The organism is Amycolatopsis pittospori, assembly GCF_013870525.1.
GTDB lineage: Bacteria > Actinomycetota > Actinomycetes > Mycobacteriales > Pseudonocardiaceae > Amycolatopsis > Amycolatopsis pittospori.
This window is the reverse complement of sequence record NZ_JACBXD010000085.1, coordinates 1-13,400: the sequence shown is the minus strand read 5'-3', so window position 1 is coordinate 13,400 and position 13,400 is coordinate 1. Positions and strand designations below refer to the sequence as shown.

Genomic DNA, 13,400 nt, shown 5'->3' with positions numbered 1-13,400 from the left:
CGTGCAGCGCTATCAGCAATCCCGGCAGGCAGGGAGGTGACCAGCCCATGTCCCTGGCGCCGGAGCCGCGCTGAGTCCGCGCTCGGACATCCGACACGAGACGTCGTGGCCGTATCCCGAGTTCTCTCATCGCCCGCGATCCGGGCTTCGTCCCCGCTTTACCGGCGCCCTAGTGAACACATCTACAGCTCGCAGTCATTTCAGCGAGGGAGGTCGTGTATGGACATCGTCGTTAAGGGCCGCAACGTGGAGGTGCCCGACCACTATCGGGCACTCGTCAGCGAAAAGCTGGCCCGGCTAGAGCGCTACGACAAGAAGGTCATCCGTTACGACGTGGAGCTCTTCCACGAGCCCAATCGCCGGCAGTCGAAGAACTGCCAGCGCGTCGAAATCACCGGCAAGGGCCGCGGCCCCGCCGTACGCGCCGAAGCGTGTGCAGGCGACTTCTACGCAGCGCTGGATTCCGCACTGAACAAACTCGAGAACCGGTTGCGGAAGACACACGACCGCCGGCGCGTGCACTATGGCCGCAGCCGCCCGGAATCCGTCGCAGAGGCGACTTCGGTGGCGGCCGCCGGTGGCATGACCACCGACACCCGACATCTGGCGGGCACCGCTGTGCTCGAAGCGCCCGAGGCCGAACCCATGGCCAACGGTTTCGCTGTCGAGAGCGGTGAGGACTTCGAGATGCCCCAGCAGCAGCGCTGGGATGACGGGGTGACCGAACACCAGCCCGGTCGCGTCGTCCGCGAGAAGAAACACGACGCGGATCCCATGACGGTGGACCAGGCTCTCTACGAGATGGAACTGGTCGGCCACGACTTCTACCTGTTCAACGACTCCGACGCCGGGTGCCCGAGTGTCGTCTACCGAAGGCGAGGCTTCGACTACGGCGTCATCCGGCTGAGTTAGCCGGACCCACAACGTCATAGCGTTCCGTCGGCGGCCCGCACGAGTTCGTGTGCGGGCCGCCGGCGCGTCCGGCCCCGAGGTTCCCGACGGACGGTGCGTGCGCGAACACCGAGGTGTTCCCTACGATGGGGGTCGGACGGCGGTGCGCAACCCGGCGCCGCCGCATACGAGACTGCCCGGGATCGGCTCGGGTGCGATCACAATCAGCTAGTGAGGTCGACCGGATGGTGCTGAACCGCCTGCTCCGCGCGGGCGAGGGCAAGATGGTGAAGCGGCTGCGCAACATCGCCGATCACATCAACACCCTCGAAGACGACGTCAAGGAACTTTCGGACACCGCGCTGCGGGCCAAGACCGACGAGTTCCGTAAGCGGAACGCGGACGGCGAGTCACTCGACGACCTCCTGCCGGAGGCGTTCGCGGTGGCGAGGGAAGCGGCCTGGCGTGTGCTCGGCCAGCGGCCCTACGACGTCCAGGTGATGGGTGGCGCGGCGCTGCACCTCGGCCAGGTGTCCGAGATGAAGACCGGTGAGGGCAAGACCCTGACCCAGGTGCTTCCGGCGTACCTGAACGCGCTGTCCGGCAAGGGCGTGCACGTCATCACGGTGAACGACTACCTCGCCAAACGTGACGCCGAGTGGATGGGCCGTATCCACCGCTTCCTCGGCCTCGAGGTCGGCATCATCCTGGCCGACCAGACGCCCGAGGTCCGCCGCCAGCAGTACGCCGCCGACATCACGCACGGCACGAACAACGAGTTCGGCTTCGACTACCTCCGCGACAACATGGCGTGGAGCCTCGAGGACTGCGTACAGCGCGGCCACAACTTCGCGATCGTCGACGAGGTCGACTCCATCCTCATCGACGAGGCCAGGACGCCGCTGATCATCTCCGGCCCGGCCGACCAGTCCTCGCGCTGGTACGTCGAGTTCGCCCGGATGACCCCGCTGATGAAGGCGGACATCCACTACGAGGTGGACATCCGCAAGCGCACCGTCGGTGTCACCGAGAAGGGTGTCGCCTTCGTCGAGGACCAGCTCGGCATCGACAACCTCTACGAGGCCGCGAACACGCCGCTGGTCGGCTACCTGAACAACGCGCTGAAGGTCAAAGAGCTCTACAAGCGCGACAAGGACTACATCGTCCGCGACGGCGAAGTCCTCATCGTCGACGAGTTCACCGGCCGCATCCTGCACGGCCGCCGCTACAACGAGGGCATGCACCAGGCGATCGAGGCCAAGGAAGGCGTCGAGATCAAGGCCGAGAACCAGACTCTCGCCACGATCACGCTGCAGAACTACTTCCGGCTGTACGACAAGCTGGCGGGGATGACCGGTACCGCGGAGACCGAGGCGGCCGAGTTCCACCAGACCTACAAGCTGGGTGTGGTGCCGATCCCGACCAACAAGCCGATGGTCCGCGCCGACCAGGCCGACCTCATCTACAAGACCGAGCAGGCCAAGTTCGAGGCCGTCGCCGAGGACATCGCCGAGCGGCACGAGAACGGCCAGCCGGTGCTGGTCGGCACCACGAGTGTCGAGAAGTCCGAGCACCTGTCGAAGCTGCTGCTCAAGCTGGGTGTCCCGCACGAGGTCCTCAACGCCAAGCACCACGACCGGGAGGCGCTGATCGTCGCCCGCGCGGGTCGCAAGGGCGCGGTCACGGTCGCCACCAACATGGCGGGCCGCGGTACCGACATCGTGCTCGGCGGCAACCCGGACATCATCGCCGACGAGGTGCTGCGCGACCGCGGCCTCGACCCGGTGGAGCACTCCGAGGAGTACGAGGCCGCTTGGCCGAAGGTGCTCGAAGAGGTCCAGGCCGACACGAAGGCCGAGGCCGAGGAAGTCCGCGAGGCGGGCGGGCTGTACGTGCTCGGCACCGAGCGGCACGAGTCCCGCCGGATCGACAACCAGCTCCGTGGTCGTTCCGGCCGTCAGGGCGACCCGGGCGAGTCCCGGTTCTACCTGTCGCTCGGCGACGAGCTCATGCGCCGCTTCAACGCCACGATGGTCGAGCGGGTCATGACCACCATGCGGCTGCCGGACGACGTGCCGATCGAGCACAAGATGGTCTCCAAGGCGATCAAGAGCGCGCAGACGCAGGTCGAGCAGCAGAACATGGAGATCCGCAAGAACGTCCTCAAGTACGACGAGGTCATGAACGAGCAGCGCAAGGTGATCTACGCCGAACGCCTGCGCGTCCTCGAGGGCGAGGATCTTCGCGAGCAGATCGAGCACATGCTGGTCGACGTCATCAACGCGTACGTCACCGAAGAGACCTCTTCGGGCTACGCCGAGGACTGGGACCACGAGAAGCTGTGGACGGCGCTCAAGACGCTGTACCCGGTCAAGGTCACCTGGGACGACCTCACCGCGGACGACGACCTGGACGCCGACGGGCTGCGTGAGGCGCTGCTCGACGACGCTCACCGCGCGTACGACGAGCGCGAAGCCGAGATCGACGGCAAGGTCGGCGAAGGCGCGATGCGCAGCCTGGAGCGTCAGGTGATGCTGACCGTGCTCGACCGCAAGTGGCGCGAGCACCTCTACGAGATGGACTATCTCAAGGAGGGCATCGGCATGCGGGCCCTGGCCCAGCGCGACCCGGTGATCGAGTACCAGCGCGAGGGCTACGACATGTTCCGCGCGATGCTGGAGTCGCTGAAGGAAGAGGCCGTCGGCTTCCTCTTCAACCTCCAGGTCGAGCAGGCCGAGCCCGCCGCGCCGTCGCCGGAGTCGGCGTCTGCGCTTCCCGCCGGCGTCTCGTCCGGGAACGGCCAGGCCGCCAACGGTGACGGGCGCCACTCGCGTCCTGCGCCGCCGCAGGCACCGGCGACCGACACCGAGTCCGTGCCTTCCGCCTTGCGGGGCAAGGGACTCGGCGGCGGTTCGCAGTCCGGGCTGACCCTGTCGGGCCCGTCCGAGGACGGCGGCGTCGAGTCGCATTCGGACGGTGGCGACAGCGACGGTGACCAGAGCGGGACCCGCCGGGAGCGTCGCGCCGCGCAGCGCGCCGCCCAGAAGAAGGGCAAGAAGGGCCCGCGTCGCTAAGAGCAGCCGAAGGGGCCTTCACCGCATGCGGCGGTGAAGGCCCCTTCGTCGTTCTCACGCCACCAGGCGGAGCGCGGAAACGCGTCGCGACGGCTTCAGCAGGTGGAAACGGGTGCACACCCAGCCGTTCGGCGTCCGCTCGAACCGCGCGACCAAGGCGAGGAACCGGGTGTTCCGCTCGACGGTCGCGCAGGCCTCGATGACCCCGTCCGCCGGATGACACAGGTGGATCGACTTCGGCCGGTAGCCGCTCGGCGGCCGTGGACGGCCGCGGCCGAGCAGCACGCCGTGGAGCGCCGGGTCGAGGATCGGCTCGACCTGGACGGCCGGACGGCGTCCGTCGCAGGCCTCGAGGATCGTCGTCACCAGCCTGCCGACCTGCCGGCGGTCCAACGTGTCGGGGCCGGGCCGCGGCGCCTGCGTGAACCCGCCGTCGATCAGCGGCAGGTCCAGCACGAGCTGGTTGTCCGGCGGCGGCACGCGGTGCACCGTCCGGCTACGCCTTGCCGAGAGCCGGCAGGGCGGTTCGTACGGGTTCAGCCGTCTCAGCACGTACTTCGTCATCAGGTCGTCCCCCTCCGCGGCCCCTCGGCCGCGCCCAGCAACTAAGGGACCGGCGACCGGGGCGTCGACGACACGAACCCCCCGAGAGGATGAAACCGGCGGGTATCGCTTGTGGACTCCGCCGGTACGGTGAGGCGATGCTGAAAGGGCTGGTCATCGACTACGTCGGGGTGCTGACGGATTCGGACGCGAACGAGCTGTACGCGTATCTGCTGTCCGCGAGGGAACGCGGCATCCGGACGGCTCTGCTTTCGAACGCTCCCGGGGCGTCGGACGAGGCCAAACAGCAGCTGGACCCGTTCTTCGACGCACTCGTGTTCTCCGGCGAGGTCGGCGTGGCCAAACCCGAACGCGAGGTCTACCTGCTCACCGCAGGCTTGCTCGGCCTGCCCGCCGACCGGTGCGTCTTCGTCGACGACGCCGCGCACAACGTCCGTGCCGCGGTCGCGGCCGGGATGGCGGGCGTGCACCACACGTCGGTCGAAGAGACCCTGACCGAGCTCAACGCCCTTTTCGCGAGCTGAGAGGCAGCGCGACCGGGGTGGTCGGTACAGCGCGGGGCCGGCGCCGAACGAGGCGCACCTTCGCTTTACCCCCGGGTAGAACGCCGGACCAGCTCGAAGGACAGCACGGCGGCCGCCGCGGAGACGTTGAGCGATTCGACCTCGCCCGGCATCGGGATCGACACCCACTCCGTCACCAGCTCGCCGACCTCTTCGCCGACGCCGTTCGTCTCCCCGCCCAGCACGAACGCCGCACGCTGTGGCAACTCGACGTCGAACACCGAACTGGTCGCCGACGCGCCCAGCGCGTAGATCCCGTACCCGGCTTCGGTGAGCATCTCGGCGGCCTCGCGCGCGCTGCCGCAGCGCAGTACGGGCGCGCGGAACGCGACCCCGGCGGAGGCCTTGACCACCATCGGATCGAGCGCGGCGACCCCTCGCCGCGGCACCACGACGCCCTCCAGCCCGGCGGCGGTCGCCGTGCGCAGGATCATCCCGACGTTGGCCGGGGTGGTGATGCCGTCGAGCAGCAACACCCGCGACGGCGGTTTGCCCTCGGACAGCGCCGCGTGCAGCGACCGCATCCGCGGGGCGACGACGTCCGCCAGCACACCCTGGTCCTGCTTGCCGTTGCCCGCCAGCACCTTGACCCGGTGCGCGCTCGCGCGCTGCACCGGGACCCCGGCGGCCTTGGCCGCACGCTGGATCTCGGCGGCGTTCGGCCCGCGCACGGTGTCGGCGAGAATCACCTTGTCCACCTCGAGCGCCGCGTCGTCCAATGCCTCGAGCACCGGTTTCCGCCCGTAAACCGTCAGGAACCGGTCCTTCGGCGAGATCGCCGACTCATCACCCACACCGGCGAGTGTCCCACTATGTAAGGATCGGCCCATGCCCGACCGCCTCTCCGCGCTGGACGCCTCGTTCCTGTACGTGGAAGACCACTCGACCCCGATGCACGTCGGCGGCGTGGCGATCTTCGAACGACCGCGCGACGGCTTCACCTACGAGCAGCTGCTGGACCTGATCGGTCAGCGCCTCGCCTACCTGCCGAGATACCGCCAACGCGTGCTGGAGGTCCCGGGCCATCTCGCCCGGCCGGTCTGGGTCGACGACGTCGATTTCGACCTCAACTACCACGTCCGCCGGTCCGCGCTGCCGCAGCCGGGCTCCGACGGGCAGCTGTTCGACCTCGTGGCGCGGCTGATGTCCCGGCGGCTCGACCCGGGAAGGCCGCTATGGGAGGCGTACTTCGTCGAGGGGCTCGCGGGGGACCGCGTCGCGCTGGTGACCAAGACGCATCAGTCCGTTGTGGACGGCATCGGCACCATCGACCTCGGCCAGCTGATCCTCGACGCCACCCCGCAGGAGCCGGAACCGTTCGACGACAACTGGCATCCGCGCCGCGAACCCAGTCGCACCCAGCTGATCCTCGACGCCGTCGCCGAGACCGTGCAACGGCCGACGGAGATCGTGGAGAACGTCCGCTCCATGGCGCACGACGCCGCCGCGATCGCGGGCAAGGTGACCGAGACGGTCGGCGATGTCGCGTCGGCGCTGAAGACCATGGTGAATCCGGCGCCGTCCGGTCCGCTCAACGTCCGCACCTCCGGCGGCCGCATGTTCGCGGTGGTCCGCACGCGGCTGGAGGACTTCCGCAAGGTCCGGGCCGAGCACGGCGGAACGGTCAACGACGTCGTGCTGGCGGCGATCTCCGGGGCGCTGCGGGAATGGCTGCTCTCGCGTGGGTCGAACCTGACCGCGACGACCACGCTGCGCGCGCTGGTGCCGATGGCCGTCCGCGACGCCGAGACGGCCGAGTATTCGACGCCGGCGCTGCTCGGGAACCAGGTCGACGCCTACCTGGTCGACCTCCCGGTCGGCGAGCCGAACGCGGTCCTGCGGCTGCAGCACATCGGCCACGCGATGGCGGACCATCTCGATTCCGGCCGGTCGGTCGCCGCGCGCGGACTGCTGACGGTCGGCGGCTTCGCGCCCGCGACGCTGCATTCGCTGGGCGCTCGGGCCGCCGGGTCGATGTCGGGCCGCATCTTCAACGTGCTGATCACGAACTCGCCGGGCCCGCAGGTGCCGCTCTACGCGGGACAGGCGAAGATGGTGGAGATGTTCCCGGTCATGCCGCTGGTGCGCAATCAGGCGCTGGCGATCGGGGTCACCTCGTACCACGGCGGTGTCTACTTCGGACTGAACGGCGACCGCAAGGCCGTGTCCGATGTGGACCTTCTCGCCGGGATGATCGAGGAATCGTTGGAAGAACTGAAGGGTGCGCACTGGTGAGGGTCTATCTACCCGGGACGATCGCGATGCTCCGTGATCTCGAGACCGCCGGTGAGTTCCGGGCGCGGAGCGGCACGGGCTTCGCGCTGACCCCGGCGCTGCGGGAGTCCTACGCCAGCGGGTCCGACGAGGAACTGGAATACGCGGCGCTGCTCGACGCGGCCAGGGCGTCGCTCCGGCTGATCGCGGCCGAGGAGAAGCCCGAACCCCGGCGCGTGGTGATCTCCGCCGACGTCGAAGGCGCCACGCTGCGCGCGGACCTCGACGCCGCCGTCGTCCGGCTGTCCGGACCGGTGAAGATCGCCGAGATCGCCGCCATCCACGTCGACGCCGCCGAGGCCGCGGAGTCCGTGCTGGCCGCCGCCGCGGTGATCGACCAGGCCGACCTGGGCGATCCGGACGCGGAGTTCACCCTCGGCGACGCCGAAGACCACGAACTCGCCTGGTACGCGCCCCAGGAACTCCCTTTCCTGCTCGAACTCCTGTAGCCCCCCTCGCGTTTAGTCCTCTGGATGCGGTACTTGCACGCGCAAGTACCGCATCCAGAGGACTAAACGCGAGGGGGGCTAGAACCAGGACGGGTCGGGGGTGGGGCGTTCGGGACGCCAGCCGGTCGCGTCGGTGAGCCGGGTCGAGACGACGCGCTGCGAACGCGCCAGAACCGACATCAGGCTCAGCCGGTTCGCCAGCCACTTCGGTAGCGCCCGCGCGCGTTTGACCCCGGCCGCGGTCGCCATCGCCTCGCCGAGGTCCTGCTTCCGCGTCGGATCCGCCGCCAGGTTGTAGACGCCGCTTGGTGCCCGCAGCGCGGCGATCGCGCCCGCCGCCGCGTCGTCCGGATGGATGGCCGCGGTCCAGTCGGTCCGGCTGCCGATGATCAGCGGCGAACCGCGTCGCGCGGCCGCCAGCATCGCCGTGGTCATCGCGTCGTCGGAGACCAGCAGCCCGAGCCGCAGCCGGATCGCGGTGCGCCCTTCCTCGGCCAGTTCGGCGATGTTCGCGTGTGCCACCGTCGAAGAGGCGATGTTGCCGCGAAGTTCGAGAGGCGCGTCCTCGTCCAGTTCGCGGTCGCCGCCGTCGGCGTAGACGAACGAAATCCCTTCCTGCACCACGATTCCGAGTTCGTCGACCCGCCGCACCGCGGCCGCGAGCGTCCGGCTGCCGTCGATCCGCACACGGTCGTTCTCCGCCCAGCCGGACAGCGTCATGGCGTGCCGAGCGTCCGGGATCCGGGTCGCGACGTTCAGCACCGCGTCGTGCCCGCGCAGCGCACCGGCCAGGGAATCGACGTCGAACAGCGAGCCCGTCACCGGCTTCGCGCCTGTCACGCGCACGGCCGCGACGCGATCCTCGCCCCGCGCCAGCCCGCTCACCTCGTGCCCGCCGGCCAGCATCCTCCGCACCAGCGGCCGTCCCAGCACACCCGTCGCCCCGATCACCATCACGCGCATCTGTTCGTCCCTCCTGATCGCCTTCACGACCTGGACGAGACGGGCTCCGCGAACGTGACGGCGTCAGCCCGCCGGGATCTCGCCGATCTGATCCGCGGGCGGCGCCTGGATGTCGGCCTGCGTTCCCCATTCGGTGTAGCTCGTGGTGGTCCTGGCCTGCGCGCTGTCCGGGACACCCGACGCGGCGAGGACCGGCGCGAGGTCGAGCACGATCCGCAGCGGCCGGTGCGTGTCGTCGAGCCAGATCTCCATGGGGAGCTTCCCGAGTCTGCCGCCCAGTTCCCCGACGGCCTCGGCCGACAACCCGGCGGGCAGGTCGCCGCCCAGCGCGGCCATGTCGAGGTCCAGCCGGTAGTGCTCGGTGGAGACACCGTCGAGGTCGGCGTGGTCGGACCCGGTGAGCGTGCCGGCCCGACGGATCTGGTCGAGCGTGCGACCAGGATCGCTCTGCTTGGCCAGCTGGTCGATACTGCCGCCGAGGACCTGCGAGAACGGATCGGTGCCGTCGGCGGAGACCTTCACCCACGGCTTGCCGCCGGGGACGTCCTCGCGGGAGCTGTCGGGGACCTTCGCGTAGACGATCTTGTCGACCAGGCGGAGTTCGAGCGGCTCGCCGACGAAGTCCGTGGTCATGACCAGCGCGGTACCCGCTTTCGCGACCCTGGCCTGGCCCTGGCTCTTCGAGCGCATCGCACCCGCCGCGACGTCCGAGGCGAACTTCGTCGCTTGGCCGTCGACGGCCGTCGTGACCCCGTCGGCGAGCGCACGGGCGTCGGCGAACGACACGGTCTCGCTGTCACATCCGCCGAGGAACGCGCCGAGTACGAGTACGACGGCGGGCAGGGCCGTTCTCCGCATGGAACCGTCCTCGGCTGTGTCTACTGGTGAAGGCACACAAGCGAAACACAGCCGGGGCCCCGGACCCGATCGGGGGAACGGCTCAGCGGCTGTCGCCGACCGCTTCGGGCGGCGGCGCGATGATCACCACGTCCGACGCCCAGCTGTCGTACTTGACCGTGGCCTTGCCCCAGACGACCTGCACCGGGCGCTGCTCGGCGTCGACCCACACCTCGGCCGGGGCGCCGCCGACGTCGAGGACGTAGCGCGTGGCGGCCGTCCCGTTCACTTCACCCTGTTCGGTCTTGGTGACCTTGCCGGACTTCGAGATCTTGTCGAGCGTGCGCGTCGGATCCAGCGTCTCGACGACGTCCGTCATCAGCTTGCCGTTGGCCGCCGAGAGCGCGTCCTTGCCGTCGGCGGTGATCTTGACCCATTCCTTGCCGGTCTTGAGTTCCTGCACCTGCGCGTCGGACAGGTGGTAGTAGAGGACTCCGTCCGCGAAGATCAGGTCCCGCTTCTCCCCGGCGACCTCCGCGACCATCGAGAACTTGCTGTTCGGGCCTTCGTAGAGCCCGGAACTGGTCACCACGACCTTGCGGCCGTCCTCGGCGGTGGTCTCCAGCGCGATCTTCGACGACCGGGCCTTCTGCGTGCCCGCGCCGGCGGCCGAGGCCAGCTGCGCCGCGTCGGCCGCCGGTGGTGCCGCCGGTTTCTCCTCCGCTGAACAGCCGCTCAGCAGCAGGAGGGCGGTACAGACGGCGGCGAATCCGGTGGCACGCATAGGACTCCCTCGGGTGAATGGTCTGTACCACCACCGTAGTGCCTGGCGCGTGAATTTCCACCGTCCGATTGTCGGGGGCCTTCACATACCTAGCGGCCCGCCTTCTCCAGCAGCGCGATGTAGTCGGCGACCTCGCCGGCCGGGGGGACACTGACCGGGACATCCGTGCCCCAGTCGCTGTAGTCGTACGTCGACTTGGCGTCGACGTCGGCGGGCGCGCCCATCGCCTTCATGAACCCGGTCATGTCGATGGTCATCTTGAGCGGAAGCTGCTCGGCGTTCAGCCAGAGCTCGGCGGGGATCCGCAGGTCCTTGCCTTCGAACCGCCGCTCGATCTCCGCCCGCTTGTCGGCGGGCAGCTCGCCCATCTCGCCGAGGAACAGGTTCAGTTGCTTCCTGGCGTCGAATTCGACGAAGTAGTGGTTCACCGGGACGCCGTTAAGCCGGGTCTGCTCCGAGGAGATGATGCGACCGGTCTTTTCGACCAGCTCCAGCTGCTTCGCCGGGTCGCCCATCTCGAACGACTTCGTCAAGGCCTTACCGGCGGCCTTCGCCCGGGGGTTCTCGCTCTCCAGCTCGATCTTCGCCCAGGGTTTGTCGGTCTTGAGGTCGGCCTGCTCGGCCGGCCCCATCTTGATGAACAGCACCCGGTCGACCAGGCGCATCTCGACCTGTTCACCGTCGCTGGACATATTCGCGGTGAGCTTCGAATCGACACCGTCGTAGAGCGCCACGATGGTGCCCTTGACCCTGGATCCCCCGATGGCGGTGTCGATGGTCGACTTGGAGGACTTGGTCTTCCGAGTCCCCGCCTTCGCGGCTTCGACGAGGCCGAGCGCGTCGGTGAACGGGGTGGCCAGCGCGAGCTCGCCGCCCTTGCCGCCGGTCGTCTCTGCCTGCCGGGCGCCGCAGCCCGTGATCGTGAGGGCCAGGACGGCGCTCAGGGTGATGGCGGCGAGTGTGGTCACGCGCTTCAAGTGAAACCCCCAGAAAAGTCGATCTGATCCGAACGGGGTATCGCTCTAGGCCGAAATTAGTTACCGCTCGTCATCGTGCCCAGCTCGGGAACCCAAAAGGCGGCGCAAAGAGACCAATCGTTCCGGACTGGCATGACCCTCCGTGACGACATCGTCCAGCGCGCAGTCCGGGTCCGAGGGCGGTCCGAGGTGCCCGCAGGCCGAGGGGCACTCTTCGGCCGCCGCGGCGAACTCCTCGAAAGCGAGCACGATGTCGTCGGCGGTCACGTGCGCGAGGCCGAACGAGCGGATGCCGGGGGTGTCGATCACCCAGCCGCCGCCGGGCAGCGGGAGCGCGACCGCCGCCACCGACGTATGCCTGCCCTTGCCGACCGCGCTGACCACGCCGGTCGCCAGCCCGGCGTCCGGCACCAGGCGGTTGACCAAAGTGGACTTCCCGACCCCGGAATGCCCGACCAGCGCGGTGACCCGGTTCTCGAGCCGTCCGGTCAGTTCTTCCGGATGTTCGTCGTGCCGGGTGACCACGGCCGGGATGTCGAGGCCCGCGTAGCCGGCGAGGAGTTCGTCCGGGCTCGCGAGGTCGGCCTTCGTCAGGCAGAGGACCGGTTCGAGGCCGCCGGCGTAGCAGGCGACCAGGCAGCGGTCGATGAATCCCGGACGCGGCGGGGGATCGGCCAGCGCGGTCACGATCAGCAACTGCTCGGCGTTGGCGACGACCACCCGTTCGTAGGGATCGGTGTCGTCCGCGGTCCGGCGGAGCACACTGGAGCGGTCGTCCACCCGGATGATCCGGGCGAGCGTGTCCGGTTTGCCGCTCACATCGCCGACGATGCCGACGGTGTCACCGACGACGACCGAGACGCGGCCCATCTCCCGGGCCCGCATCGCGGTGACGACCCGCTCCGGATCGGAGTCGATCGCGCAGGTCCAGCGGCCGCGGTCCTTCCCGATGACCATCGCGGTGGAGGCGTCGGCATGCTCGGGCCGGCGTTTGCTGCGCGGCCTGGTGCCCTTGCCGGGACGGATCCGCACATCGGATTCGTCCAGCCTGCGCCAGTCCTTGCCCGCCAAACCGCCTCCTGCTCTTCGAACACCGCGGAAGAATGATCCCATGCCGCTCGCCATCGCCTGGCGAGCGTGTAACGATGACTTCTCGAAGAGGAGGTTTTCGCATGTGCGGGCGTTATGCCGCGACCAAGGACCCCGCCGCGCTGATCGACGAGTTCGCCGCGGTGGACCTGACCGAGGGCCGGATCCGGACCGATCACAACGTCGCCCCGACCAAGGACGTCGCCACCGTGGTGCAACGGCATCCGCGGGACGCCGACGGCGCGGTGCTGGAGGACGAACCCGCCGTCCGGTCGCTGCGGATGATGCGCTGGGGCCTCGTGCCGTTCTGGGCGAAGGACCCCGGTGTCGGCTCGAAGATGATCAACACGCGTGCCGAGACCGCCAAGGAGAAGCCGTCCTTCAAGAAGGCGGTGTCCTCGCGGCGGTGCCTGGTCCCGGCCGACGGCTGGTACGAGTGGCGCCGGGACGGCAAGGAGAAGCAGCCCTTCTTCATGACCGGGCCGGACGACGCGTCGCTCGCCTTCGCCGGTATCTGGGAGACCTGGCGGCCGAAGGACGACAGGGACGCGGACCCGCTGATCACCTTTTCGGTGATCACCACGGACTCGGTCGGCAGGCTCGCCGACATCCACCACCGCATGCCACTGCTGATGCCGCGTGACAAGTGGGACACCTGGCTCGACCCCGACCGGTCCGACGTCACCGACCTGCTCGTCCCGCCCGCCGAGGACCTGGTCGACACGATCGAGCTGCGGCCGGTGTCCAGCCTGGTCAACAACGTCCGCAACAACGGACCCGAGCTGCTGGACCGGGTCGAACCCGCCGCCGACAGCGCGCTCTTCGACCTGCCGAGCTCATGACGAAGCTGGAGATCGACACCGCGTACGGCCCCGCCCGGGCCGAGCTGCACTGCGCCGAGGAGGGCATCGCGGTGCTGATGCTCGGCCACGGCG

General features: G+C 69.0%; 13 protein-coding genes and 1 pseudogene. 7 read left to right on the top strand and 7 right to left on the bottom strand.

Annotated elements, in window-relative coordinates; genetic code table 11:
- The first annotated feature begins 219 nt into the window (after positions 1–219).
- Together hpf and secA are read left to right on the top strand one after the other, a co-directional pair.
- The gene (hpf, locus tag H5J31_RS32550) at positions 220–912 is read left to right on the top strand and encodes a ribosome hibernation-promoting factor, HPF/YfiA family (RefSeq protein WP_181776506.1); all 693 of its coding nucleotides are present in this window, start codon (positions 220–222) and stop codon (positions 910–912) included.
- A gap of 224 nt (positions 913–1,136) precedes the next feature.
- The gene (gene secA, locus H5J31_RS32545; protein ID WP_181776505.1) at positions 1,137–3,965 is read left to right on the top strand and encodes a preprotein translocase subunit SecA; all 2,829 of its coding nucleotides are present in this window, start codon (positions 1,137–1,139) and stop codon (positions 3,963–3,965) included.
- A 54-nt stretch (positions 3,966–4,019) separates the two neighbouring features.
- On the opposite strand, the gene H5J31_RS32540 is transcribed toward secA, so the two are convergent.
- Positions 4,020–4,529, bottom strand: coding sequence for an Rv3235 family protein (locus tag H5J31_RS32540; RefSeq protein ID WP_181776504.1), 510 nt, complete (start codon positions 4,527–4,529; stop codon positions 4,020–4,022).
- A gap of 137 nt (positions 4,530–4,666) precedes the next feature.
- On the opposite strand from H5J31_RS32540, the gene H5J31_RS32535 reads away from it, so the two are divergent.
- A complete protein-coding gene (locus H5J31_RS32535; protein ID WP_181776503.1) occupies positions 4,667–5,053 on the top strand; it encodes an HAD-IA family hydrolase in 387 nt (128 codons plus the stop codon).
- A 65-nt stretch (positions 5,054–5,118) separates the two neighbouring features.
- On the opposite strand, the gene H5J31_RS32530 is transcribed toward H5J31_RS32535, so the two are convergent.
- Positions 5,119–5,886: a TrmH family RNA methyltransferase gene (locus H5J31_RS32530; RefSeq protein WP_181776502.1), complete on the bottom strand. Its 768-nt coding sequence runs from the start codon at positions 5,884–5,886 to the stop codon at positions 5,119–5,121.
- Between the two features lie 34 nt (positions 5,887–5,920).
- On the opposite strand from H5J31_RS32530, the gene H5J31_RS32525 reads away from it, so the two are divergent.
- Entirely contained in the window at positions 5,921–7,327 is a 1,407-nt protein-coding gene (locus H5J31_RS32525) for a WS/DGAT/MGAT family O-acyltransferase (protein ID WP_181776501.1), read from the top strand.
- A complete protein-coding gene (locus H5J31_RS32520; protein WP_181776500.1) occupies positions 7,324–7,815 on the top strand; it encodes a DUF6912 family protein in 492 nt (163 codons plus the stop codon). Before H5J31_RS32525 ends, H5J31_RS32520 begins: the two co-directional genes overlap by 4 nt.
- Before the next feature lie 78 nt (positions 7,816–7,893).
- Here the strand turns inward: H5J31_RS32520 and H5J31_RS32515 are convergent, their stop codons facing one another.
- From H5J31_RS32515 to rsgA, 5 genes are all read right to left on the bottom strand, one after another.
- Positions 7,894–8,778: an NAD-dependent epimerase/dehydratase family protein gene (locus tag H5J31_RS32515; RefSeq protein ID WP_181776499.1), complete on the bottom strand. Its 885-nt coding sequence runs from the start codon at positions 8,776–8,778 to the stop codon at positions 7,894–7,896.
- Positions 8,779–8,841: 63 nt separating this feature from the next.
- On the bottom strand, positions 8,842–9,636 hold the full coding sequence (locus tag H5J31_RS32510) for a hypothetical protein (protein ID WP_181776498.1): 795 nt from the start codon (positions 9,634–9,636) through the stop codon (positions 8,842–8,844).
- Positions 9,637–9,718: 82 nt separating this feature from the next.
- Positions 9,719–10,399, bottom strand: coding sequence for a hypothetical protein (locus H5J31_RS32505; RefSeq protein WP_181776497.1), 681 nt, complete (start codon positions 10,397–10,399; stop codon positions 9,719–9,721).
- 89 nt (positions 10,400–10,488) lie between these two features.
- Positions 10,489–11,367, bottom strand: a complete 879-nt coding sequence (locus H5J31_RS32500; RefSeq protein ID WP_181776496.1) for a hypothetical protein — start codon at positions 11,365–11,367, stop codon at positions 10,489–10,491.
- A 69-nt stretch (positions 11,368–11,436) separates the two neighbouring features.
- Positions 11,437–12,447, bottom strand: coding sequence for a ribosome small subunit-dependent GTPase A (rsgA, locus tag H5J31_RS32495; protein WP_181776495.1), 1,011 nt, complete (start codon positions 12,445–12,447; stop codon positions 11,437–11,439).
- A 101-nt stretch (positions 12,448–12,548) separates the two neighbouring features.
- Here rsgA and H5J31_RS32490 point away from each other — a divergent pair, with 101 nt between their 5' ends.
- Both H5J31_RS32490 and H5J31_RS40030 read left to right on the top strand, forming a co-directional pair.
- The gene (locus H5J31_RS32490) at positions 12,549–13,307 is read left to right on the top strand and encodes an SOS response-associated peptidase (RefSeq protein ID WP_181776494.1); all 759 of its coding nucleotides are present in this window, start codon (positions 12,549–12,551) and stop codon (positions 13,305–13,307) included.
- A pseudogene (locus H5J31_RS40030) lies at positions 13,304–13,400 on the top strand (alpha/beta family hydrolase); the annotation flags it as partial. The gene H5J31_RS32490 and the pseudogene H5J31_RS40030, both read left to right, overlap by 4 nt.

Excerpts from the sequence above, each read along its gene's own strand:
- hpf (WP_181776506.1), top strand. The coding sequence starts at position 220 with ATGGACATCGTCGTTAAGGGCCGCAACGTGGAGGTGCCCGACCACTAT.
- secA (WP_181776505.1), top strand. The coding sequence starts at position 1,137 with ATGGTGCTGAACCGCCTGCTCCGCGCGGGCGAGGGCAAGATGGTGAAG.
- H5J31_RS32540 (WP_181776504.1), bottom strand. The coding sequence starts at position 4,529 with ATGACGAAGTACGTGCTGAGACGGCTGAACCCGTACGAACCGCCCTGC.
- H5J31_RS32535 (WP_181776503.1), top strand. The coding sequence starts at position 4,667 with ATGCTGAAAGGGCTGGTCATCGACTACGTCGGGGTGCTGACGGATTCG.
- H5J31_RS32525 (WP_181776501.1), top strand. The coding sequence starts at position 5,921 with ATGCCCGACCGCCTCTCCGCGCTGGACGCCTCGTTCCTGTACGTGGAA.
- H5J31_RS32515 (WP_181776499.1), bottom strand. The coding sequence starts at position 8,778 with ATGCGCGTGATGGTGATCGGGGCGACGGGTGTGCTGGGACGGCCGCTG.
- H5J31_RS32510 (WP_181776498.1), bottom strand. The coding sequence starts at position 9,636 with ATGCGGAGAACGGCCCTGCCCGCCGTCGTACTCGTACTCGGCGCGTTC.
- H5J31_RS32505 (WP_181776497.1), bottom strand. The coding sequence starts at position 10,399 with ATGCGTGCCACCGGATTCGCCGCCGTCTGTACCGCCCTCCTGCTGCTG.
- H5J31_RS32490 (WP_181776494.1), top strand. The coding sequence starts at position 12,549 with ATGTGCGGGCGTTATGCCGCGACCAAGGACCCCGCCGCGCTGATCGAC.